Origin of the sequence: Faecalibacillus sp., assembly GCF_047023275.1 — a bacterium.
GTDB lineage: Bacteria > Bacillota_I > Bacilli_A > Erysipelotrichales > Coprobacillaceae > Faecalibacillus.
In genome coordinates this window covers 40,845-64,859 of the sequence record NZ_JBKYAR010000008.1, presented here as the reverse complement: position 1 = coordinate 64,859, position 24,015 = coordinate 40,845, and the positions used below count along the sequence as shown (strand labels likewise).

Genomic DNA, 24,015 nt, shown 5'->3' with positions numbered 1-24,015 from the left:
TCCATACATTATCATTCTAACAAAATCATATATCATATTCTTTCTTTAACAGTTAAAAATAATAAATTATCAAAAAAGTCGCAATAAATCGAAAGCGCTTTGATATTTTTTTTCTAAATGAGAATAATGAATACATTGCAAAAAAATGTGAGTTATAGTAAAGGTGTAAAAAAGAAAGAGAGGAATATAGTTATGAAAATTTTATTAGTATGTTGTGCTGGAATGTCAACAAGTATGCTTGTTCAAAGAATGGATAAAGCAGCAAAGGCAAAAGGTGTTCAAGCAACAATTGATGCTGTGCCAGCAACTCAAGTTCAAAAAGTGATCAATGATTTTGATATTGTTATGCTTGGCCCTCAAGTAAGAACACAAAAGAAAAATATTGAAGCATTAGCTAATGGTAAACCTGTCGTTCTTATTGATATGAGAGATTATGGAATGATGAATGGTGAAAAAGTATTAGATTTTGCGATTAAAACTATTGAAGAAGCTAAATAGTAAAAGGAGAGAGAAGTATGAATATTTTATTAGTATGTGCAGCAGGAATGTCAACAAGTTTACTTGTGAACAAAATGAATGAAGCAGCAAAAGCAAAAGGATTGTCATTAGAAATCAATGCTTATCCAATTGGAAGTATTGATAAACATGCAAGTAATGCAGATGTTATTTTACTTGGTCCTCAAGTAAGATATGAATTAAATAATGTTAAGGGTAAATATCCAGATAAACCTGTAGCAGTCATTGATATGCGTGACTATGGAATGATGAATGGTGGAAAAGTATTAGATTTTGCAATCAAATTAGTTGAAGAATCTAAATAATGGATAATTATTTAAAAGAGATTTATACATCATTATTTAAAAAATGGATTCTTTTTCATCAATATAAGTATTGTTCTATCAAGGAAGATGAAGAAAATAATATTGTTATTGAAGGAACAGAAGTTATTGGTCATATTAATTTTTATGATCAAGATATTGTTGAATATGTATTAGTTAATAAAAAGACAAAAGAAAATGAATTTTATCTTCATTTCCAATTTCATAGTTTTCAACATGCTATTGAATTGTTTAATGAAATGATGCACTTAGTTAGACAAATCAATAAAACGTCATGTTTAAAAGTATTACTTGTTTGTTCCGGAGGACTTACAACAGGATACTTTGCAGCAAAACTCACAGAAGCAGTAGACTTTTTACATCTCAATATGCAAGTAGATGCAAGAGGTTATCATGAAGTTTATCAAATCGCACAAGATTATGATATGGTTTTATTAGCTCCACAAGTATCTTATTTATACAGTGAAGTTAGAAAAATATTAAAAAATCAAGTTGTATTAAAAATACCACCTACTATTTTTGGTAAATATGATGTAAGGGAATGTATTCGTTTAATTGAAAAAAATCAAGAAGAATTAAATAAAGAACCTATAAAAAAAGAAGAACCTTTACACATTGCAAATTTAAAAAAGAGTGGCAAGAAAATATTATGTTTATCATTAATTAGAAACAGACATCGTGTTCATATTTTATATCGTCTATATGATGAAAATAATGAAATATTAGAAAACAAAATCATTATCAAAAGAAGACTTTATTTACAAGATTATTATGATATTATTGATAGTATGTTAGTACATTATCCTGATATTGAAGTTATTGGTTTATCAACACCAGGAATCATTGAAAAAGATAAAATTGTTTCAATAAGTGTTGAAGGTTTAGAAGAAATAGATATTCAAAGGGATTTTGTATCTAAGTACAAACAAAAATTTATTTTTGAAAATGAAGCAAATGCTGTTGCTGAAGGTTTTTATGCAGTGTCACCTGAATATGAAAATGTTTCCTTTATTTTTCAACCAATGATTACTTTAAGTGGGGTTGGAAATGTGGTTAATGGAAAATTAGTAAAAGGGGCACATCATATTTCTGGTGAAGTACAATATTTACCTTTAAATTACTCTAAGGATGTTTTGGAACTTCATAAAACACCAGAAGGGGCATTAGAAGCTTTAAGTAAAACGATTGCAGCGATTACAAGTATCATCGATCCGCAATGTATTGTTTTCTTTTGTTTCTTGATCATTGATATCGAAGATGTAAAACAAGAAGTAGAAGAATATATTCCTAAAGAATACCTTCCTGATATTATACAAGTTTATTATTTAGAGGAATATATGTTACTTGGAACATTGATATTATGTATTGAAGAGGTTAATGACAATGATTAATATGTTTACCAAACTTGAAAATATTCAAAATGTGACAGAAAGTGAAAATAAAGTCGTTCAATATATTTTGACACATCCTGATAGTGTGATGACAATGTCAATCAAGGAACTTTCAGAAGCTTGTTATGTTTCAACATCAGCGATTTATCGTTTATGTGATAAGTTAGATGTCGATGGCTATAATGACTTTAAAATACGTTTATCACATTCTTTAACTGAATATACAAAAAGAAAAGGAAACATAGATTATAATTTCCCATTTAAAGAAAACCAAACACAATATCAAGTTTTAAGTTCACTCAAAGAAAATTACGAACAAACACTCCTATCAACGTTCGATTTATTTGAAACAGATGAAATACGAAAAGTTGTTTCTAGAATGCAAAAATCAAAAAATATAACCGTATATACATCTGCCAATAATATTTTCTTTGCCCAAAGTTTTAAAATGCAAATGCAGGAAATAGGGGTCCGTGTTGAAGTCCCTGTCGATGAATATGAACAACGTTTGCTAGCAACAACAAGTGGGCCTGATGATCTAGCAATCATTATTTCATATGAAGGTAGGTTAATTAATATTGATCTTATTTCCAATTTATTAAAAATAAATAATACAGCGGTACTTTTGATATCATCTAGTGATTATCAAATAAAAAATATAATCCCTAATTATCGTATATTTATGCCATCTTATGAACATAAATATGTAAAATTAGCTAATTTCTCTACAAGACTATCATTACTCTATATATTAGATGGATTATATAGTTGTTATTTTGAAACAGATTATAAAAATAATTTAGAAAAAAGAATTAAATATGCACAACTATCTGGTGCAAGTAAAAACGAATAGGAGCTTTCGCTCCTATTTTTCATTATAAATCATTTCACAAACTTTATTTATTCTTTCTTGATCATTATGAATAGGTGGTAACCAATGCTTAGATTTAAAATCATCTAAAATAGCAGGAACCATCTTAGAAGTAAATTCTTTTAAATTATCTGCAATATGTTTTTCTTTAAAAGTATCTTGTAAATTTTTAATTCCTAAATTTCTATAAAAATGAACAAGATAATCAGCAACATCATCAGCTATTTCTTGAGGATCATCTTTTAAATCTAAATCCATTAATAAAGCTAAATCTTTAATTTGATTTGAAGCACTTAAAGCAAAATGACGAATAACTGTTGGTAAAACAAGAGCACAAGCATGCCCATGAACAAGATGATAAAGACTACCTAAAGCATGTGCTACAGCATGACCATTAGGAATTCCTCCGTTAGCAAGACTGTTATGAGAGGCCCAAGAAAGTTGTTCTCTTGCTTCTAAATTATTGGGCTCTTTAACCGCAATAGGAAGCCATTTCAATACTTTTTCAATACACTTTAACATCATGATATTGGTATATTCATTTGAAACAGTTCCTACTAAGTTTTCAGTAGCATGACTTAATGCATCTAGTCCACCATAAATTGTAGGATTTTGAGGCATACCTACAGTAAATAAAGGATCAATGATGGCACAATCTGCTTGAATATGACGATTACCAAAACTGAATTTTAAATGATGAATAGTACTTGTAATAACAGCACTGGCCGTTGTTTCAGCACTTGAACCTGAAGTTGTAGGAATTAAAATAAGAGGACAAGGACGTATCCAGCTTTCTTTCATTTTCGTTCCTGTTTTTCCATATTCATGTAAATCATTAATTTTTTCATCGATTCCAGCAATTAAACTGGCTGCTTTAGCAGCATCCATTGGACTTCCTCCACCTAGACCAATAATACAATCAGGTTGATATTCTTTAATTTTACCAGCAATTTCTATACATAAAATATCCGTTGGTTCAGGAGTGACTTGATCAAAAATTTCATATTCAATATGATGATCATTTAAATCTTGTAATAATTCTTTTGATAATGAATGATGAATAATATGACTTCCTGAAATAATAAAACATTTCTTTGTTTGATAATATTGTAATTCATTAATCGTTTGTTTTATACTTTCATTTCCCCAAATAATATTAGGAAGTTTATTTTTTGTATAATTTCTCATATAAATCTCCTTATAAATTAAATTTAAAAGCGATATCTAAAAAATGATTTACTTTTTGAGCAGTATCACGTTCATGGAAACATGTATGTCCTTGATCTAATTTTTCTATTTCTAACATATCTTCTGTAGAAAGTTCAAAATCAAAAATATTTAAATTTTCTTTTATACGTGTAGGTTTTGTTGACTTAACAACAGGGATAATATTTCTTTGATAAAGCCAACGTAAAGTTACTTGAGCAATTGATTTTTGATATTTATCACCAATCTTCTTTAAAGTTTCATTTTTTAAAATATTTTCTTTACCTGAAGCTAAAGGTGACCATGCCATCATTTGAATATCATTTTCTTGAAGATAGTGTAAATCATCTTCTCTTTGATACATTGGATTACATTCCACCATATTGATCATTGGTTTAATCTCATTAAAACGTAAAAAATCAGCTAAACGATCTTGTTTAAAATTATCAACACCAATTGCTCTTACTTTACCTTCTTGATAAAGTTCACACATGGCGCGCCAAGCACCATAGTAATCATTATAAGGTTGATGAATTAAATAGAGATCAATATAATCCAAACCTAATTTATTTAATGAACGATTAAAAGCTTCTTTGACTTTTTCATAACTTGTATCAGTGACCCATAATTTAGTTGTAATAAATAATTCTTCACGAGCCACACCACATCTTTTAATAGCACGACCTACAGCCTCTTCATTTTCATAGGCAGCAGCTGTATCAATTAAACGATAACCACTTTGAATGGCTTGAACAACACATTCTTCACATAACTCTTGATCAGTAATTTGATAAACGCCATAGCCAATAGCAGGCATAGAGATTTGATTATATAATGTTCTTTCCATAAATAAGCTCCTTTACAATTTATTTTTCACCTATATTAAAAATCAAATCATAAATAATATCCAATATCTATTAACTATTGTTTATCATAGTTTACAAGAATGATAGTGAATGTTAAAATTTTATCAGGGGGAGATACAGATGGAAATAAGAGTATTACGTTATTATTTAGCTGTCGCTAGAGAATTAAATATTACACGTGCAGCAGAAAGTTTACACATTTCACAACCTTCACTTTCTAAACAAATGATGGATTTAGAAGATCAAATCGGTAAAAAACTTTTTATTCGTGGAAAGAGAAAGATAGAACTTACAGAAGATGGTGTTTTATTAAAAAAGCGTGCAGAAGAAATCGTTGAATTAGTTCAAAAAACAGTAGATGAAATGTCACAAAATACTCATGTTCTATCAGGTGATCTTTATCTAGGTGGAACAACAACGAAAAAGATTTTAAAAGAAACAGCAATGCTCATTGAAAAATACCCTAATATTCAATTACATTTTTATAGTAATGATGCTGTTGATATTAGTGAAAGATTACAACATGGTTTATTAGATTTTGCAGTGATGTTAGAACCTATTGATACAACAAAATTTAATTATCTTTCTTTAAATGATAAAACAAAATGGGGTGTTTTAATGAAAAAAGAAAGTCCTTATTCTAAATTAGATACAATAACACCTCAAGAATTAAAAACAATGCCACTTATTTTACATCAACGTTTAGGTCTTCAAGAAAGATTAGCACACTGGGCACAAATTGATTTAAAAGATTTAAAAGTTCAAGCAACATATAATGTTATCAATAGATCAAATCTAGAATTAGTAAGAAATAATTTAGGTTATTTACTAGCAACAGATGATCATCTTACTAAAACTTTAGATGAAGATATTTGTTTTAAGTATTTAGAACCAACATTAGAAGAATCATATGCTTTGGTATGGAAAAAAGAAGCAACCTTCAGCAGAGTAGCAAGAGCTTTTTATGAACAAATAAAGGAAAATAAAAATGGAAAATCCGTATAAAGAAATCCTTGATATTCAAAAACAACATTTAACAGCTTCTCAAATGTCTATGCAAAATGCTTTGCTTAATCTTTCTAAAAGCAAGAAAATATATGAAGTGAGTGTAAAAGAATTATGTAAAAAGGCATCTGTCGCAAGAAGTACATTTTATGCTTATTATCAAAATATAGATGATCTACTTGTTGATATTGAAAATCAAATTTTGTACATTTTAATTCAAAATAATGAAAAAATTATGAAAAGGGAATATCAATCAAAAGAAGACTTTCTTTTTTATAAAGAAACAATTCAATTTGTAGAAGAAAATAAAAAGATATTTAAACTATTTCTAATAGAACAACCCAATTACCGTTTTATAAAAAAATGGAAGCAAGCTATTAAATATCATCTTTTTCAAAGAAAAGATTATGATTCAAAGAATGATTTTATGCTTGAAGTTATTGCTTCTGCCACAATATCAGCATATTCCTATTGGTTAGAAAATCCTAAAAATATAAATTACGAGGAAATAAGTGAAATTATTTCTAAAGTTCTTGTTACTTTTAATTAGTCATCTTTGATGACTTTTTTTGTACACTTTTTATAAAAGTGTCGTCTAATAAATAGAAGAAAACATTTAGAATTTTATTTGAAAGAAGGAATGGATTATGAGTTATGCATTAATTACTGGTGCCTCAAGTGGAATAGGACAAGAATTAGCGAAAGAATTTATTAGAAATTATGATTTGATTTTAGTAGCAAGAAATAAGGAAAAATTAGATCAATTAAAAAAAGAATTAGAAGAAAAGTATTCTCGAAAAGTTATTGTTTATCAAAAAGATTTATCTCAAAAAAATGCTGCAAAAGAAATTAATGACTGGTTGCTTAAAGAAAATTTAGTGGTTTCGGTTCTTGTGAATAATGCTGGATTTGGCAGACAAGGAAGTTTTATAGAAATAGATTTGAAAAGTCAGGAAGAACTGATGCAATTGAATATGGTAACACTTGTTGAGTTAACATATTATCTTGCTAAACAAATGAAAGAAAGAGGTCAAGGTAGAATTTTAAATATAGCTTCTGTTGCTGCATTTTCTTCAGGGCCTTATATGTCGTTGTATTATGCAAGTAAAGCTTTTGTTTTATCTTTTTCACAAGCTATAAATAAGGAGTTGGAAGATACAGGTGTAACCGTAACTGTCATGTGTCCTGGTCCAACGATAACAGGATTTGAAAAGAATGCGAATATGAAGCAAGCAAAGATGTTTCATTTATTTCCTCAAACGGCTAAAAGTGTTGCTAAGGCAGGATATAAGGCAACAATGAAAGGCAAAAGTCTTCAGTATCATGGAATTGTTACTTATAGTTATAATATTCTGGCGAGAATTTTACCAAGAAAATTAGTAAATCAAATGGCTTATAAAATAGATAAAGGAGAGTAAAATGGTTAAGATAGGTATATTATTTATAATTATTTTATTTATGATGAAATTAGTAAATGATGAAGAAATAAAAAAATATTTTTTATATGGACATATAGGATTGGGATGTTTATTGATTGTTTATGGAATTATGCATGGGATGCATTATTTTTTAACTGCAAGTATTATGAAAAAAATAAGTGGAATTTTAATATTGATTGTATTATTAAGTGAAATACTGTTAGGTATTTTTGTTATGAAAGGCAAAGGAAGAAAAATTCATAGACTGCTGGGGATTACTTTAATTTGTTTTATAGTTTTACATGTAATTGGATAGGAGATATTTTATGGATAAAAAAATCAAAATACATATATTTGAAGTAGGAAAGGTATGTGTAAGTCCAGCACTTCCTTTTGGTGGTCAGAATTGTTCTTTAATCAAAGCATCAGGAATTTTTACAAGGAAATCAAAAAGAATGTGGTTACCTGTATCTTCTTATTTGATAGAACATCCTAAAGGAAAGATTTTAGTGGATTGTGGATGGGATAGAAGTATGTCACCTTGTAGAATATATGATCGCCATGCTCAAATAAAATCATTGGGGTCACCAATATTATATTTTGTAAATCAGGGAGTTGTAGATAAAACAATTGATGAGTATTTAAAAGATATGAATATAAAAACAAGTGACTTAGATTATGTTTTATTAACACATTTAGATTGTGATCATGCAAATGGATTAAATCAAGTGAAGGATGCAAAAAGAATAATGACTGCAAAAGATGAAATGAATTTTGCTTTAAAGCATTCATTTGTTCGTTATCAGAAAAAATGGTGGAAAGATATAAATATTCATTTATTTGATTGGAAAGATCAAGCAGGTCCCTTTTTAAAATCTTATGATTTATTTAATGATCATAGTATAGAATTAATAAATATTCCAGGTCATAGTGATGGACTATTTGCTGTAAAGATTACTAATGATGAAGGGAAGTATGTCTTATTATATTCTGATGGTGGTTATGCGAGAAAATCATGGGAGAAACTTATTCCCTCAGGTGTGGCAGCTAATAGAAAAGATCAAATGAAGTCTTTAAAATGGATTAAGGAAATGAGTGAAAACGACTTATGTGTAGCATCATTAGCTAATCATGAAAAGACAAATCAAAAAATAATTGTTATATAAAAAGATAGAAATTAATCTATCTTTTCATTAATAAGTAAACGGATTGTTTTATAGAGATGAGGTTTAAATTCATCTATTGGAAGTGGTTGTTTTTCAACAATTGAAGTAAAAACAGTTGAACTGACAAGTTCAATAATCATAAATAAAGTCATTTCAGGATATTCTAAAGGAATATCCTTTTCTTTTACTTCTCTTACAAATAATTCCTTAATTCCTAATTCTTCACTGTCTAATAAATCAGTTAATTTTTCACTATAAAGTCCTAAAGACAAGTTCTTTTGAATAAACTTAAGAATGTTAGGACGATCAATTAATTCATTAATAATAGAATCAATAATAAAAACAATTTTATCATCTAAACGATCAAAGTGATGTTGATTGGCTTTTTTACAAGCATTTGCAAAAAATTCATGAGAAGTCTTTGCAAGTAAAACATCTTGAAGTTCATATTTATCTTTAAAATACAAATAAAAAGTTCCTTTAGCAATTCCTGCTTCATGAACAATATCTTGAATAGATGTTTTTTTAATTCCTTTTTCAGTAAATAAATGTAAAGCGGTATTTAAAAGCTTACGTTCTTTTTCTTGTTTATTATCATTTATCTTTGATTTTATATCTTGAATTGCCATTTTAACACATCCTTTTAGAAATATTTTATGTTCTAAAATTTGAAAAGTCAAATAAAAATATAAAAAAATGACTTTTAGTCATTTGTATATTGACCAATGGTCATTTTAGTGCTACTATCATAACTGACCAAAGGTCATTTAGGAGGGTGAACTATGAAAAAGCTAGGAGAAGCAATTGGTAAATTTGTTGTAAAACATAGAATACTAATTGTTATTGCATCAATTCTTCTATGTATTCCATCATTATTTGGATACATCAATACAGATATCAATTACGATATTCTTGTTTATTTACCAGAAGATATTGATACAATGAAAGGACAAGATATATTAGCTAAGGATTTTGATATGGGATCTTTTGCAATGTGTGTTGTCGAAAATATGTCATCAAAAGATGTCTTAGATTTAGAAGAAAAATATAAAGATATTGAGGGAGTTGTCAAAGTTGTATCAGCCAATGATATGATTGGAACAACGATTCCTAAAGAAATGTTACCAAGTGATGTAACAAAACAGTTTAAAAAAGGTAATAGTGAATTGATGTTGGTTACTTTTAAAGATAGTACAGTAGCCATTGATGCAATTACGCAAATGAGAGAAATCACCAGTGATGAAGTTGTTCGAATTGGTGGAATGTCAGCTTCTACTTTAGATACAAGTATTGTTGCTGATAGTGAAATTATTACTTATGTTATTGTTGCTGTTATTTTAGTTTTAATTGTTTTAATGGCATCGTTAGATAGTTATGTTGTTCCATTTCTATTATTAGGAAACATCGGACTCGCAATTCTTTATAATATGGGATCTAATATTTTCTTAGGTCAAATTTCATATATTACAAAAGCCATTGCTGCTGTTTTACAATTAGGAGTTACAACAGACTTTTCAATTTTCTTATATCATAAATATGAACAAGCTAAATTGAAAGTAAAGACAAATGATGAAGCTATGACATTAGCCATTGGTGATACACTTGTTTCTATTGCAGGAAGCTCACTTACAACTATTGCTGGATTTTTAGCGTTATGTACAATGCAATTAACATTAGGTTCAGATATTGGTATTGTAATGGCAAAAGGTGTCTTTATTGGGGTTCTTTCAACAGTTACAATTTTCCTAGCATTTTTATTAGTGTTTGATAAACTTGTCTTTAAGACAAAACATAAACCAATTATTCCATCATTTAATGTTGTTAAAAATTTTGTTGTTAAACATTATAAAATTATTTTATTAGTCGCATTAATTGTTGCTTATCCAGCTTATTATGGAAATGCACATGTTAAAAGCTATTACAATTTAACAAAAGATTTACCACAAGATTTAAAAAGTTGTGTCGCTAATAGTGAATTAAGTGATGAATTTGATTTAGTTGCTTCACAAGTTATTTTAGTAAATAAAGATATTAAAGATAATGATTTAAATAAAATGGTTGATGAAATAGAAAATGTTGAATCTGTTAATCTTGTTTTATCACCATCAGAGTTATCAAATCTAGCAATTCCTGATGAAATGATCCCGGATGATGTAAAAGATATCTTTGAAAGTGATCGTTATAAAATGATATTTGTCAATTCTACTGAAGAGATTGCAACCAATAAATTAAATAAAGTGATTGATAAAATTGATCATATTATCAAAAAGTATGATAAAAATGCTATAATGGCAGGGGAAGGTCCATGCATGAAGGATTTGGTTAATATAGCAGATGAAGACTTTAAGAATGTAAGTATTGCATCTATTGGAATTATCTTTGTCATTATGTTATTTGTTTTAAAATCGGTTTCACTTCCAGTATTGTTAGTTTCTGGAATTGAACTTGCTATCTTTATCAATATGGCAATCAGCTATTATACATGTGATGTTTTACCATTTGTTGCCTCTATTGTTATTGGAACAATTCAACTTGGAGCAACAATTGATTATGCTATTTTACTTACAACAAAATATTTGGAAAATAGAAAAAATGGTATTGATAAGATTAAAGCAATGGATAATGCAATTAGTAATTCTGCAGGTTCAATCTTTGTTTCTGGAATGTCATTCTTTGCAGCAACATTTGGAGTAGGAATGATTTCTAAATTGAATATGATTGGATCATTATGTAATTTAATGTCAAGAGGAGCACTTATTTCAATGTTTATTGTTATTTGTGTTATTCCAGCAATCTTACTTGTATTTGATAAAGTTATTATTCATACTTCTATCGGTTTTAAACAATTAAAAAATAATGTAAAAGGGGAATGTTAAGATGAAAAAAGCAAAATTAATCACTTCTTCAGCAGTTGTAATGACAATGGTCATGAGCTCAATTGTTCCTGCCTTTGCCTATTCAAAAGAAGAAACAGTTTATAGTAAGTTAAAAACAAATGGTTCAGAAAAAACAACAGTTGTTTCTGAACATCTTATCAATGATCAAAATGAAACATCATTAGATGATGAATCATCATTAAAAAATATTAAAAATGTTAATGGTAAAGAAACATTTAAACAAGATGGTTCTAGTTTGGTATGGCAAACAACAGATGGACAAGATATTTATTACCAAGGTAAAACAACAAATTCATTACCTGTTTCAATGAAAGTAACTTATAAATTGGATGGTAAGAAAACGAAGTTAAAAGATATGCTTGGTAAAAAGGGTAAAGTAGAAATTCAAATTGTTTATACAAATAATGAAAAACAAACTGTTGATGGTAAAGAACTTTATGTTCCTTTTGTCGTTACAACAGGAACAATGTTACCAACAAAAACAAATTCTAATATTGAAGTTACAAATGGTAAAGTAATTAGTAATGGTTCTTCTAATATCATTATGGCAATTGCTGCTCCAGGATTATCAAAGAACTATGATAATAATAAAGATTTAGAAAAATTAAATTCTGTAACAATTAAATATGATACAACAAAGTTTAAATTAAATAGTTTAATGTCAGTAGCAACACCATCATTATTATCTGAAACAGATATTAATTTTGATGATTTAAATGATGTTTATGATAGTGTAGATACATTAAATTCATCATTTGATCAAATTATTGCTGGTGGGCAAACATTACAATCAGGCTTAAAACAATATGCTTCTAAATACAGTGAATTTGATCAAGGCGTAGAATCTTTAAAAACAGGTGCAGCTTCTGCTTTTGTAGGATCACAAAAATTAACAACAGGTATCGAAACACTTTATAATGGATTAATTACTTTAGATGGACAAAGTGCAACATTAGTTGGTGGAGCAAAACAAGTATTTAATACTTTATTAACAACAACACAAACACAAATTAATAATCAATTGGCTGCTACAGGAATGTCTATTGAATTGACAATTGATAATTATCAAACAGTTTTAAATGGTTTAATGGCAAAATTACCAGCAGAAAATCAACCATCAATCAAAACAGCTTTAGCACAATTAGATTCATATAACAAATTCTATCAAGGATTACAAAGTTATACAGGTGGAGTTGCTCAATTAAAAGAAGGAGCTAAGAGTGCTGTTGATGGTTCTAAACAATTAAGTGAAGGATTATCTTCATTAAGTGATGGATCTAATACTTTAGTACAAGCAAGTAGTCAATTAAAAACGGCATCAAATCAATTAGCTCAAGGTAGTGATGCTTTAGTTGATGGTTTAACTTTATTTAAAAGTAAAGGTTTAGATAAGATTTCTAGTGTTTTAAATGATACAGTGAAAAAAGATGTAGATACAACACAAAAACTTGTTGATTTAGCTAATGATTATAAAACATTTGCAGATAGTAAAGATGGTGTAGAAGCTAAAACTAAATTTATCATGATTATTGATTCAAAATCTAAGAAATAGAATTGGGTTTCCAATTCTATTTTTTTACAAATTAAGATAAAAGGTTTGAAGATAAAACAATATTTTATTATTATGATAAGTGATTAGAGAAAAATGTTGATTTCATGCGCTTTTTCTTAAGAAAAACACTTTACAAATAAAAAAAATAGTATAGAATACTTACCAAGGAGGAAGTAAAAACTGAGGTTTTGAAGTGAGAGAATATGAAAACAATGATCGAAGTACAATACCAAGAAAAAAATGTTAAAGATGGTGATTTAGATAAATACGTTAAAGAAACTTTAAAAGAACAAGGTGTAAAAACAACAGAAGTTGAAACTTTAAATATTTATTACTTACCTGAAACTGCTAAAGTTTTCTTTGTAGCAATTAAAAAAGATGGTTCTGAATTAAAAGGTGAATTAGATGTTAATGCTATGCCTGAATATCCAGTAGTTGTTAAAAAACCAGCTGCAAAAAAAGCACCAGCTAAAAAAGCTCCTGTAGCAAAAGCACCAGCTAAAGCTGTAGCTGCTAAAGAAGCTAAACCAGTTGTTAAAAAAGCAACAACTGCTAAAAAAACTACTAAAAAATAATAGAGGAGAACCGAGAGGTTCTTTTTTTATGCTTTAAATGTATGATAGATGATAGTTAATAAGTATTTGAAGATTTATATAGATGATTTAAAATATAAGCAAAAGGGGGATCATATAATGGAATATGTTACATTAAATAATGGTTTAAAAATGCCAATGGTAGGTTTTGGTGTTTTTAGAGTACTAGATAAAAAAGAATGTGAAGAATCAGTTTATCAAGCAATTAAAGCGGGATATCGTTTAATTGATACAGCTGCTGCTTATTATAATGAAGATGCTGTGGAGCTGCTGTAAAAAGAGCAATTGCTGATGGTCTTTGTACAAGAGAAGATTTATTTATTACTTCTAAATTATGGGTACAAGATATGATGGATTACGAAAGTGCCCAAAAAGGAATTGAAGCTTCTTTAGAAAAAAGTGGTTTAGAATATTTTGATTTATATTTATTACATCAAGCTTGTGGTGATTATTTCAGTGCTTGGAGAGCCATGGAAACTGCTTATCAAGAAGGTAAATTAAAAGCAATTGGTGTTTCTAACTTCTATCCAAATATACTTACAAACTTCTGTGAAGTTGTTAAAGTAAAACCAACAGTTAACCAAGTAGAACTTCATCCATACTATACACAAGAAAAAGCATTAGAAACAATGAAATATTATGATGTTATTCCAGAAGCATGGGCACCACTAGGTGGAGGAAGATATAATCCATTTGAAGATGAAATGTTAAAAGGAATTGCAGCTAAATATAATAAGTCTGTAGGACAAGTAATTCTAAGATGGAATGTACAAAGAGGAGTTGTTGTTATTCCAAAATCAACACATGTAGAAAGAATAAAAGAAAATATAGATATCTTTGATTTTGAATTAAATGAAGAAGAAATGAAACAAATTTCATCATTAGATATGGGATATTCAGGATCAAGAGCTAAACATTTTGAACCTGATTTTGTAAGAATGGTTTTAAATAATAAGATTCATGATTAATGCACTTATGTGCATTTTTTCATTATTAAAACTAATTTTATCGCTTATATTGACAATAAATTTGAATTAAGTTAAGATAACGAAGTAGAAATAAAGGCAATGAATAGATAAGTAATAATAGCCCTTCATTCAAAGAGAGTCTTGGTTGGTGGAAAAGATAATGAAACTATTATGAATAAAGACTAGGAGCTGCATCTTGGATGTTTTGATAAGATGACGTAAGCCACGTTATAGGCAAGACTATTAATAGATAGTTATTGAGGTTAATAGGGTGACCTATTAATGAATTTGGGTGGTAACACGATTTAGCTCTCGTCCCATGGGATGGAGAGTTTTTTATATTTTAGGAGGAAATTATGGAAGAAAGAAAGTTTAGTGAACAAGAACTTGTTCGTAGAGAAAAAATGCAAGAACTTATTGATAAAGGGATTGATCCTTTTGGTCAAAGATTTGATGTAACTGCTTATTCAAAAGGTATTAAAGAACAATATGGTGAAAAAACTCATGAAGAATTAGAAGAAATGGCTGTTGAAGTATCTGTAGCTGGTAGAATTATGACTAAACGTCGTAAAGGTAAAGTATGTTTCATGCATATTCAAGATAGAGATGGACAAATCCAATTATATGTAAGAAAAGATACTATTGGTGAAGATGCTTATGAAATCGTTAAAAAAGGTGATATTGGAGATATTATTGGGGTTAAAGGTACAGTATTTATGACAAATACTGGAGAATGTTCAATTAAAGTAAGTGAATATACACATTTAACAAAAGCATTACGTCCTTTACCAGAAAAATTCCATGGTTTAAGTGATATTGAAGAAAGATATAGAAGAAGATATGTTGACTTAATCATGAATGAAGATGCTAAAAAAATTGCGTTTACAAGACCAAGAATCATCCGTTCAATTCAACATTATTTAGATAGTAAAAACTATGTAGAAGTTGAAACACCTGTATTAAATCCAATCTTAGGTGGAGCAGCTGCAAGACCATTCGTTACACATCATAATACATTAGATACTGATTTCTATTTACGTATTGCTACTGAATTATCTTTAAAGAGATTAATTGTTGGTGGTATGGATGCTGTTTATGAAATTGGGCGTTTATTCAGAAATGAAGGTATGGATAGAACTCATAACCCTGAATTTACTACTATTGAAGTTTATAAAGCATTTAGTGATCTTGAAGGTATGATGGATTTAACTGAAGGTATTATTTCTAATGCTGCTATGGAAGTTAATGGAACTTATGAATTAGATTATAAAGGACATCATATTTCTTTAGCTCCAGGATTTAAACGTGTTTCTATGACAGAAGCTATTAAAGAAAAAACGGGTATTGATTTCAATGAACATATGTCATTTGAAGATGCTAAAAAATTAGCTGAAGAACATGGTATTGAAGTAGAAGCTCATTTTGGTTATGGACATATTATCAATGAATTCTTTGAAAAATATGTAGAAGAAACAATTGTTGAACCAACATTTGTATATGGTCATCCAATTGAAATCTCACCACTTGCTAAAAAGAACTTAGAAGATCCACGTTTCACACAACGTTTTGAATTATTCATCTGTGGAAACGAATATGCTAACGCATTTACTGAATTAAATGATCCAATCGATCAATATGAAAGATTTGCTGATCAATTAAAAGAAAAAGAATTAGGAAATGACGAAGCAAACGAAATGGATTTAGATTACGTAGAAGCTCTAGAATATGGTTTACCACCAACAGGTGGAATGGGTATGGGTATTGATAGATTAGTTATGTTATTAACAGGACAAGAATCTATTCAAGAAGTTATCTTATTCCCTCAAATGAAGCCAAGAAACAAATAAAACATCGATAAAATCAACGCTTTTTAGATTTTGAATTTGTGTTTGATACATAAAAGTAAGACACATTTATTAATGATAAATATACTTAAAATAATACTTATATTAGGTATAAAAATCATTGATTAGATGTGTTTTTTTTATTGCTTAAAAGAAGTAAATAAACATTAAAATTAGGGTAAATGGCCTCAAAATGACCAACTTTTTTGATAAAAAATGTGGACAGTTACGTTACTTGGTATGTTCGATAAAAAATATATATGATTCGTATCAAAGTGATATTATTTAATAAAGAAAAAAATTTTTTAATGACAACTTCATTTTAATATTAAAAAAAATAAAAGACCACTTTTCACATAAATTAAAATTTATAGTAATTAGATAACAGTTTGTAATTTCAAGAAAATCTAAAAATAAAATTTTTTGTTTAGTTACAATCATGAGAAAGATGGTCTTTCACTTAAAAAAATGTTGACTATATTCCTAGCATATAGTGTTTAATGAAGACAAAGGAAGGAAGATTTAATTATGAAAACACATGATGTAGAAGAACAATTAGGTATTACTAAACAAGCATTGATTTATTATGAAAAAGAAGGATTGATTAATCCTATAAGGGATAAAAATAATTATCGACAATATACTCAAAATGACATAGAAATCCTTCAAGTTATTTTATTGTTACGTTCTTTTGAAATTTCTATCGATGAGATAAAGCTTATTCTTTCAGGAAAACTGTCAATAAGAAGTTGTCTTGATACTAAACAAAATTATTTAAAAAATGAAAAAGATAAGATAAAAAAAATAGAAGAAAAAATTAAAGAATATACAAAAAGAACAAAAGTGGAAATTGGTAACAATGGAATTGAATTAGAGGAAGATTATATTCGTTTTAGTTATTTTAAGGAAAAGATGAAATATGGGAAAAATGAAATAAATGTCGATGATGTTCAATCTGTTGATATTTCATTATGTTGTTCAAAAGGTGAAAAAGATAAGTATTTTATTATATATAATCTATATTTTATTTGTCTTGATATTAATACTATATACGATACTTATTCCATTCAAATAATGAACAATAACCAAGTAGTGCGTTTCTTTAAATACTTAAAATCATTGGATTGTACTATCAATGATCCGATGGAACTTATTAAACTCTTTGAAGAGAAAAAAGAATATATAGAAGCTTATTATTCTATCAATAAAAACTTTTCTAAGTGGCAAAAGCAATATCATTTAGAAATACAAAATAATATTATTAAAGAATATATGGAATCTTCAAAAGTTACGAAAAATGAAGATGTTCCAACAATAAAGGAACAATTATTAGAATTAAAAAATGAATATAAGAATATTTTAAAAAAGTGACAAAATAGAAAAGAAATCAAAATTATGAGTTACATGGAAATTAGAAATTTAAAGAAAGTATATAATCCTTATGGTATTCATCCAAAGGTAGATTTAAATGGATTAAATTTTGAAGTAGAAAAGGGAGATTTTATTTGTATCATGGGAACCTCTGGTTCAGGGAAAACAACACTGGTTAATATCTTGTCAACGATTGATGAAGCAACTCATGGACAAATTCTTCTTAATCAAAAAGATTTACTTCTTTTATCAGAAAAGGAAAAAGCAAATCTAAGAAAAGAAGGAATTGTTTTATCTTTCAAAACTATAATCTTTTTGAATCGTATATCTCTTTTATGTGTTATTATATTTATAATAAATTGCAATTTTAAAATAAAATATAAAGGAGCAATGAACATGAATAATAAATTAGAAAAAAACGTACAAAATAGTTTTATGGATAATTTTATTAAAACAGATGATATCTTAAATGATATGTGTGGAATTATTGAATCTTCACAAAAAGCAGCATATCAGGTAGTTAATATTGCACTTGTTCAAAGAAATTGGCTCATTGGATATCGAATTGCAGAGGAAGAATTAGGTGGAGATGAGCGTTCTGAGTATGGAGTAGAAGTAATAAATGAAATTTCTAAAGAACTAACAAAAAGATATGGAAAAGGCTATGATAGAAGCAATCTATATCATTGTTTAAAATTTTATAAAACCTTTCCAAAGATTGTCGACACAGTGTGTCGACAATCTGGTACTTTACTTTCGTGGTCACATTATAGAACTTTATTACAGGTTAAAGATTCTGAAGCTCGTAATTGGTATGAAAAGGAAGCTATAGAACAAACATGGAGTGTTCGTACTTTGCAAAGAAACATTTCTTCTCAATATTATTATCGTATGCTTCATACTCAAAAAAAGGAACTTGTAGAAAGTGAAATGAAAGAACTCACATCAAAGTATCAAAATGATAAGTTAGAGTTTATCAAAAATCCAGTGGTTGCAGAGTTTTTAGGATTTTCTCAAGATACAGATTTTACAGAAAGTGATCTTGAAAAAAGTATTCTTTCTAATTTGCAAAAGTTCTTAATGGAACTTGGAAAGGGATATGCTTTTGTAGCAAGACAACAACATATTCATACAGAAAAGCAAGATTATTATATAGATCTTGTGTTCTATAATTACATCTTAAAATGCTTCGTTCTTATTGATTTGAAAACTGAGAAAATAACACATCAAGATGTGGGACAAATGGATATGTATATTCGAATGTATGATGAATTAAAACGAAGTGAGGGTGATAATCCAACAATAGGGATTGTCCTTTGCTCAGATACAGATGATGATATTGCTCGTTATTCTGTTATGCATGGCAATGAACAGTTATTTGCTTCAAAATATAAATTATACTTACCAACAAAAGAAGAACTAAAAGCAGAAATTGAAAGTCAAAAGGCGATATTTTATCTTCAACAGCAGGAAAACAAATAGAATAAGTGTGGTAGTAAAATGGTATTTTTAAGAAAAATATGGTAGAAGAACGGTAGAAAAAACGGTATTACGAAAAGAAGTATGGTAGTAATTATAAAATTCACTGATAAATGGTAGTGGCCATTAATTTGGCCACACTTTTCTTATTTGTTCAGGTTATCATAAGAAATAAATCAAAAATGTTGTTATATAGCGCCTTAATATATTGTGTATAAATACACAATGTAGACATGATATAGAAGAAATGGACTTAGATTATGTTGAAGCCTTAGAGTATGGTTTGCCACCAACAGGTGGAATGGGTATGGGTATTGATAGATTAGTTATGTTATTAACTGGACAAGAATCTATTCAAGAAGTTATACTCTTCCCTCAAATGAAACCAAGAAACAAATAATTTGAATATATAGAAATTCAAAAAACACCGATAAAACCTAGATAAATCAGGGAATATCGGTGTTTTTTAATTTGATGTGTTGATTATTATGATAAATTTCCTTTCATGAACCAAGCATAGGCTCTATCAGCAATAATTTTTGTTTCAAATAAATCAAGTCCACCACCTACAACGGCGCCAATACCAGGTATTAGCTTACCTAAATTAACAACACCTGTAGTTCCAAATTTTGTAAGTAATCGAAATCCTACTTTTTGGTTGATTTTTGTTAATACGGTTCCTGGGATTTTTTTTATTATGTTCGTTGATACTTTAACTCCGATTTTTATACCTGCTTTTTTAACAACGCTATTTATTGCTACACCTGCAAGACAGGCATAAACAAATGTTTGTGTTTGATCACAATCTAAATCATAACCAGCCATATATGCAACGCAGGCAATCATGCGCATTTGAACGTATATGACACTTCCAACATTTGCTGGGATTGCAACAGGAAGCGTTATAAATCCACCAAGCCCAGTTAGTGCACCAGATGTAGTACATTTAATAATTTGATTATGTAGCATAGCTTTACAAGCTTCTTCTTTATTCTTGTGCTTTTTTTGGTAATCAGCAGCCATTTTATCCACACTTACACTAATTGCAGGAATTCCATTTAAACATTTTTCATAACAAGAGTCTAATAGATTCATAATATCTTCTTGCGTAACGATTTGATTTGTTTTTTTTGTGTCCATAAATTCACCCTCTATATAAATGTTAATTAAATGATAACATAATAATTTAAGAACGCTAAATATTTCTATGTTTTTGCCTTTAATATTTGTAAATAATTAATGATAAATTTTAAATGTAGATAACAAAGAGGTGTTGTTTAGGCTTTACCCTCTAGTTAGCTAGAATGATAAACTAAAATTAGAGGTGATAGAATAGTTGTTAAAAATTAGGGAATTTTCCAAACTTTGTAACTGTAGTGTTTATACTCTTAGATATTATGATCAAATAGGAATCTTAAAGCCTTCTATCATAGATACAAAATCAGGATATAGATTTTATGATGAAAAACAGTTGAATGATTACATAGAAATAAAAGACTTCCAATCTATAGGATTTAGTATATTAGAAATACAAAGCTTTAATTCAAAAACCAATAATGAGATATTACAAATGATTGATGAGAAAGTAGAACAGCTAGAAGCAAAGTTGGAGTTATCAATATATATTAAAAAGAAATATTTTGGAGGATATGAAAAATGAAAAGAGGAATAAAGTGCATAATTTTAATATGTATGATTGTTATAATAGGTGGATGTAGTTCTAATAATAAGAAAAATAATACGAATAGTGATTTGGAAGAACAATCAAAAATTAATATAGAAGATATAGATTGGAAAGTTAGACAAGGAATTGTAGATGGTGATCGATATGCATTGCTAGATTATAAAAATAATACGCCTTATACGATTACACATTTTGAATTAACTTTTGAAGAAAAAGATGATTTAAAAGAAGAAGATAAAGAAAAATTTTATAAACATATAAAAGATGTAGTAAATGCAGATGATGAAGGCATGGAAGAAATAAAAAATAAAAAAATTGAATTTTATGCAGAATCTAATAGAATTGTAAATAAAAATAAAACAGTAAAAAATCAAAGAGTTTATTACTATAGTGGTATATATTATTTACAAGATGCAAGTTATATTAATTTAGCTAATCCATCTACAGCAACTATAGAATATATAAGTAACGATAAAATACATACAGTCTATTATGATTATAAATCAAAAGAATATACAGAAGATGAAAAGACTGAAAAAGCTATCTATTGGACACAAGGAACATTTAAAGATAAATTACCTAAACCTAAAGCACAAGTTATTAAAAAAGATTATATAGATAATAAAAAAAGTTTTTCTTTTGTTGCATGTGGTTTAACTAAAAATGACTATGATAGTTATGTTGAAAAATGTAAGAAAATGGGTTATACAGTGGATGCGGATAGCTATGATGATTTTTATTATGCTAAAAATAGTGAAGGGTATAAGATTGATATTCGTTATGATGAAGATGATTTTGAATTAAATGTTACAATCTCTGCTCCTAGTACAAATAATGAAGATCAAGATACTACGGATACAACAGATGATGATCAAGAGATAGACGAAGAAGATTAGTAAATAAAATATACGTAGAAAATTTATCTACGTATATTTTATCTTTTATATTTATCTTTATATTTTTTCAATAATTCACCATTTAATTTGTTTTCTAAGCTTGTGTTTTTTACCCATAAATTTAAAGAATCAACGGCAAGAGTAATTTCTTCTAATTTACAACAAATGAAAGCGAAGTCTTCAATTTCATCATCAGTAACTCTACCATCTCTTCCAATTTGAATTAGTCGGTTAACTTGTGGCGCCATTTCATTGAGACTGTCAACAGTTTCTAAAATAATATGTTCTAATTCAGAAGTTGCAATTTCAGGTATATTGTCTCTACCGATATCACATTCGTGGACACAATAATAATTTAATAAATTGGGTTTTTTATAGCATTTTGCCATTTTTACTATATCTAAGGGTGTAGCATCTTGACTATAGGTTTCAATTTTTTCGATTCGTCTAACAGGCATATCTAAAAGTTCACTTGCTTTTTCTCTTGTGTAACCTGCTTCTTTTCTATACCTATAATATATACTTTTATCTTCTAATTCTTCATTTTTTCCCATGCTAAATCTCCTTTTCACCTCACAAGGTGAAATGCAAGCGAGATGTCTCCTTGTGAAGTGTTCATATAATGATATAAGAAAATTATAATTTAAGTGTAATAGAAAAACAAGACAGACAGAGGGGATTGAATGAATGTAAAAGAAAGAATACAGCTATTAAAAATAATAGAAAAGATGGAAGAACATCCTGAATATTCAAAAAAGGTTGGATTAAAAGATATATCTAAATATCAATTTAGAAAAATTGGAAAAGAGAGGAAGAAATATGATGAATAATATTAAAAATGTTGAAGTTCAAGCAGCTGAGCAAATAAAGAAAAATAAAGAGGAAGCAAAAAAGGTTATTAAAAGTCCAGATAAATTTGATTTGTTGATATCAGAAACTTATAAAGTTGCTGAAAATATTCCATGTATTGGTAACATGTTATCAAAAATTCTTGTTATGGTTTCAATGACAAAAGATTATATCGATGGTACATATGACAAACCGCCTGTTTCAACTGTTTTAACAATCGTTGCATCACTTATTTATTTAGTATCGGTTGTAGATTTAATTCCTGATGCTATTCCAGGGATTGGCTATATTGATGATGTGGCTGTTTTATCAGCTTGTTGGAAAATTATTAATATGCAAATTAATCAATATATGATGTAGAAAAATATTAAGTTATAGGAAGTAAGAAAAATTTTTAAAAAATATAATTATAAGGGAGAAAGAAAATATGAATGAAATTAATTATAAAAAAACAGAAGAAAATGATGATAAAGAAAGTAAAAAGAAAAAATTTTTTTCTAAGTTATTAAGTTTATTAAATAAGCGAATAATAACAATTTTAGTAATAATTCTAGTATTGATTCTAGGAATTATTGGAATAAAAAAATCATTTTTTACTGAAAGCAAAACAACAAAATTAGGGTTTGAAGATATTGGAGAATTGGCAACAGAATCATGTGTAATGACAGAAATTGATGTGGTAGACAAATCAAGAAAATTGTACGGTGTAAATGTACCTTTTACACAAACAAAATATATTTATAGTTATGATGTTATCGTTAAGGCTGGAATAGATTTCTCACAAGTTGATTGGGATGAAGCAGAAAATAACACTGTTAATGTAATTGTGCCAGAAGTTAAAGTTTTAAGTAAGGAGCTTAAAAAAGATTCTTTTAAAGTTTATCATGAGGAAGAGAGCATTTTTACAAATGTTACTTTAGAAGAAAATAATAAAGCACTAACTAAATTAGAAGATACTGCATTGAAGGATGCAATTGACAATGGCTTATATGACAGAGCAAAAGAAAGTGCTAAAAAGCAATTAAAATCATTTATCAAAACAAATGATAAATATAAAAATTATAAAATACATTTTGAATATAGAGGCAATTAAATGAAAAAGTACATATTAATAGCATTG

General features: G+C 27.9%; 25 protein-coding genes, 2 pseudogenes and 1 other annotated feature. Of the genes and pseudogenes, 22 read left to right on the top strand and 5 right to left on the bottom strand.

The window, feature by feature from the left end; translation table 11 throughout:
- Positions 1-192: 192 nt before the first annotated feature.
- Genes ACLVEP_RS04160 through ACLVEP_RS04145 form a run of 4 tightly spaced genes read left to right on the top strand, consistent with a single transcriptional unit; the run spans position 193 to position 3,083 of the window.
- The gene (locus ACLVEP_RS04160; protein ID WP_412583033.1) at positions 193-498 is read left to right on the top strand and encodes a PTS sugar transporter subunit IIB; all 306 of its coding nucleotides are present in this window, start codon (positions 193-195) and stop codon (positions 496-498) included.
- Positions 499-515: 17 nt separating this feature from the next.
- Positions 516-821 (top strand): PTS sugar transporter subunit IIB, encoded by a 306-nt coding sequence (locus tag ACLVEP_RS04155; RefSeq protein ID WP_412583031.1) that lies wholly within the window; start codon positions 516-518, stop codon positions 819-821.
- On the top strand, positions 821-2,230 hold the full coding sequence (locus tag ACLVEP_RS04150) for an ROK family protein (RefSeq protein ID WP_412583029.1): 1,410 nt from the start codon (positions 821-823) through the stop codon (positions 2,228-2,230). The genes ACLVEP_RS04155 and ACLVEP_RS04150 overlap by 1 nt, the downstream gene beginning before the upstream one ends.
- Entirely contained in the window at positions 2,223-3,083 is an 861-nt protein-coding gene (locus ACLVEP_RS04145) for a MurR/RpiR family transcriptional regulator (protein WP_412583027.1), read from the top strand. Before ACLVEP_RS04150 ends, ACLVEP_RS04145 begins: the two co-directional genes overlap by 8 nt.
- Before the next feature lie 12 nt (positions 3,084-3,095).
- On the opposite strand, the gene ACLVEP_RS04140 is transcribed toward ACLVEP_RS04145, so the two are convergent.
- Complete coding sequence (locus ACLVEP_RS04140; RefSeq protein WP_412583025.1) at positions 3,096-4,289, bottom strand: iron-containing alcohol dehydrogenase; 1,194 nt, start codon at positions 4,287-4,289, stop codon at positions 3,096-3,098.
- Positions 4,290-4,299: 10 nt separating this feature from the next.
- Complete coding sequence (locus ACLVEP_RS04135) at positions 4,300-5,154, bottom strand: aldo/keto reductase (protein WP_412583023.1); 855 nt, start codon at positions 5,152-5,154, stop codon at positions 4,300-4,302.
- Between the two features lie 139 nt (positions 5,155-5,293).
- Here ACLVEP_RS04135 and ACLVEP_RS04130 point away from each other — a divergent pair, with 139 nt between their 5' ends.
- From ACLVEP_RS04130 to ACLVEP_RS04110, 5 genes are all read left to right on the top strand, one after another.
- Positions 5,294-6,178, top strand: coding sequence for a LysR family transcriptional regulator (locus ACLVEP_RS04130; RefSeq protein ID WP_412583021.1), 885 nt, complete (start codon positions 5,294-5,296; stop codon positions 6,176-6,178).
- Positions 6,162-6,728 carry a TetR/AcrR family transcriptional regulator gene (locus ACLVEP_RS04125; protein ID WP_412583019.1) on the top strand — a complete coding sequence of 189 codons (567 nt, stop codon included), beginning with the start codon at positions 6,162-6,164 and terminating at the stop codon, positions 6,726-6,728. Before ACLVEP_RS04130 ends, ACLVEP_RS04125 begins: the two co-directional genes overlap by 17 nt.
- A gap of 97 nt (positions 6,729-6,825) precedes the next feature.
- Positions 6,826-7,596 carry an SDR family NAD(P)-dependent oxidoreductase gene (locus ACLVEP_RS04120; protein WP_412583018.1) on the top strand — a complete coding sequence of 257 codons (771 nt, stop codon included), beginning with the start codon at positions 6,826-6,828 and terminating at the stop codon, positions 7,594-7,596.
- A gap of 1 nt (position 7,597) precedes the next feature.
- Positions 7,598-7,912, top strand: coding sequence for a hypothetical protein (locus ACLVEP_RS04115; protein ID WP_412583016.1), 315 nt, complete (start codon positions 7,598-7,600; stop codon positions 7,910-7,912).
- Between the two features lie 10 nt (positions 7,913-7,922).
- Positions 7,923-8,762 carry an N-acyl homoserine lactonase family protein gene (locus ACLVEP_RS04110; protein ID WP_412583014.1) on the top strand — a complete coding sequence of 280 codons (840 nt, stop codon included), beginning with the start codon at positions 7,923-7,925 and terminating at the stop codon, positions 8,760-8,762.
- An 11-nt stretch (positions 8,763-8,773) separates the two neighbouring features.
- On the opposite strand, the gene ACLVEP_RS04105 is transcribed toward ACLVEP_RS04110, so the two are convergent.
- Positions 8,774-9,391 carry a TetR/AcrR family transcriptional regulator gene (locus ACLVEP_RS04105; RefSeq protein ID WP_412583012.1) on the bottom strand — a complete coding sequence of 206 codons (618 nt, stop codon included), beginning with the start codon at positions 9,389-9,391 and terminating at the stop codon, positions 8,774-8,776.
- Between the two features lie 153 nt (positions 9,392-9,544).
- Between ACLVEP_RS04105 and ACLVEP_RS04100 the strand changes: the two genes are divergently transcribed.
- The 8 genes and pseudogenes from ACLVEP_RS04100 to ACLVEP_RS04065 all read left to right on the top strand — a co-directional run.
- Complete coding sequence (locus ACLVEP_RS04100; protein ID WP_412583010.1) at positions 9,545-11,638, top strand: efflux RND transporter permease subunit; 2,094 nt, start codon at positions 9,545-9,547, stop codon at positions 11,636-11,638.
- A 1-nt stretch (position 11,639) separates the two neighbouring features.
- The gene (locus tag ACLVEP_RS04095; protein ID WP_412583009.1) at positions 11,640-13,211 is read left to right on the top strand and encodes a hypothetical protein; all 1,572 of its coding nucleotides are present in this window, start codon (positions 11,640-11,642) and stop codon (positions 13,209-13,211) included.
- 203 nt (positions 13,212-13,414) lie between these two features.
- The gene (locus ACLVEP_RS04090) at positions 13,415-13,786 is read left to right on the top strand and encodes a DUF6465 family protein (RefSeq protein ID WP_412583007.1); all 372 of its coding nucleotides are present in this window, start codon (positions 13,415-13,417) and stop codon (positions 13,784-13,786) included.
- A 117-nt stretch (positions 13,787-13,903) separates the two neighbouring features.
- Positions 13,904-14,772, top strand: a pseudogene (locus tag ACLVEP_RS04085) (aldo/keto reductase).
- Between the two features lie 90 nt (positions 14,773-14,862).
- Positions 14,863-15,095: a binding site (T-box leader), on the top strand.
- Positions 15,096-15,128: 33 nt separating this feature from the next.
- The gene (lysS, locus tag ACLVEP_RS04080; protein WP_032091192.1) at positions 15,129-16,619 is read left to right on the top strand and encodes a lysine--tRNA ligase; all 1,491 of its coding nucleotides are present in this window, start codon (positions 15,129-15,131) and stop codon (positions 16,617-16,619) included.
- Positions 16,620-17,144: 525 nt separating this feature from the next.
- Positions 17,145-17,987: a MerR family transcriptional regulator gene (locus tag ACLVEP_RS04075; RefSeq protein WP_331873208.1), complete on the top strand. Its 843-nt coding sequence runs from the start codon at positions 17,145-17,147 to the stop codon at positions 17,985-17,987.
- A gap of 24 nt (positions 17,988-18,011) precedes the next feature.
- Positions 18,012-19,469 (top strand): PDDEXK nuclease domain-containing protein, encoded by a 1,458-nt coding sequence (locus ACLVEP_RS04070; RefSeq protein ID WP_412583005.1) that lies wholly within the window; start codon positions 18,012-18,014, stop codon positions 19,467-19,469.
- Positions 19,470-19,701: 232 nt separating this feature from the next.
- Positions 19,702-19,866, top strand: a pseudogene (locus ACLVEP_RS04065) (amino acid--tRNA ligase-related protein); the annotation flags it as partial.
- Between the two features lie 86 nt (positions 19,867-19,952).
- Here the strand turns inward: ACLVEP_RS04065 and ACLVEP_RS04060 are convergent.
- Entirely contained in the window at positions 19,953-20,606 is a 654-nt protein-coding gene (locus ACLVEP_RS04060) for an EcsC family protein (protein ID WP_227352298.1), read from the bottom strand.
- 196 nt (positions 20,607-20,802) lie between these two features.
- Here ACLVEP_RS04060 and ACLVEP_RS04055 point away from each other — a divergent pair, with 196 nt between their 5' ends.
- Complete coding sequence (locus tag ACLVEP_RS04055) at positions 20,803-21,126, top strand: MerR family DNA-binding transcriptional regulator (RefSeq protein ID WP_227352297.1); 324 nt, start codon at positions 20,803-20,805, stop codon at positions 21,124-21,126.
- A complete protein-coding gene (locus ACLVEP_RS04050; protein WP_412583003.1) occupies positions 21,123-22,046 on the top strand; it encodes a DUF6591 domain-containing protein in 924 nt (307 codons plus the stop codon). Before ACLVEP_RS04055 ends, ACLVEP_RS04050 begins: the two co-directional genes overlap by 4 nt.
- Before the next feature lie 38 nt (positions 22,047-22,084).
- Here the strand turns inward: ACLVEP_RS04050 and ACLVEP_RS04045 are convergent, their stop codons facing one another.
- Positions 22,085-22,600 carry a helix-turn-helix domain-containing protein gene (locus ACLVEP_RS04045; RefSeq protein ID WP_117575546.1) on the bottom strand — a complete coding sequence of 172 codons (516 nt, stop codon included), beginning with the start codon at positions 22,598-22,600 and terminating at the stop codon, positions 22,085-22,087.
- Between the two features lie 129 nt (positions 22,601-22,729).
- Here ACLVEP_RS04045 and ACLVEP_RS04040 point away from each other — a divergent pair, with 129 nt between their 5' ends.
- The 3 genes from ACLVEP_RS04040 (at position 22,730) to ACLVEP_RS04030 (ending at position 23,988) form a co-directional block, all read left to right on the top strand.
- A complete protein-coding gene (locus ACLVEP_RS04040; protein WP_227352325.1) occupies positions 22,730-22,876 on the top strand; it encodes a hypothetical protein in 147 nt (48 codons plus the stop codon).
- A complete protein-coding gene (locus ACLVEP_RS04035) occupies positions 22,869-23,255 on the top strand; it encodes a YkvA family protein (protein ID WP_227352324.1) in 387 nt (128 codons plus the stop codon). The genes ACLVEP_RS04040 and ACLVEP_RS04035 overlap by 8 nt, the downstream gene beginning before the upstream one ends.
- Positions 23,256-23,322: 67 nt before the next feature.
- On the top strand, positions 23,323-23,988 hold the full coding sequence (locus ACLVEP_RS04030) for a DUF4230 domain-containing protein (protein WP_227352323.1): 666 nt from the start codon (positions 23,323-23,325) through the stop codon (positions 23,986-23,988).
- The last annotated feature ends 27 nt before the right edge of the window (positions 23,989-24,015 follow it).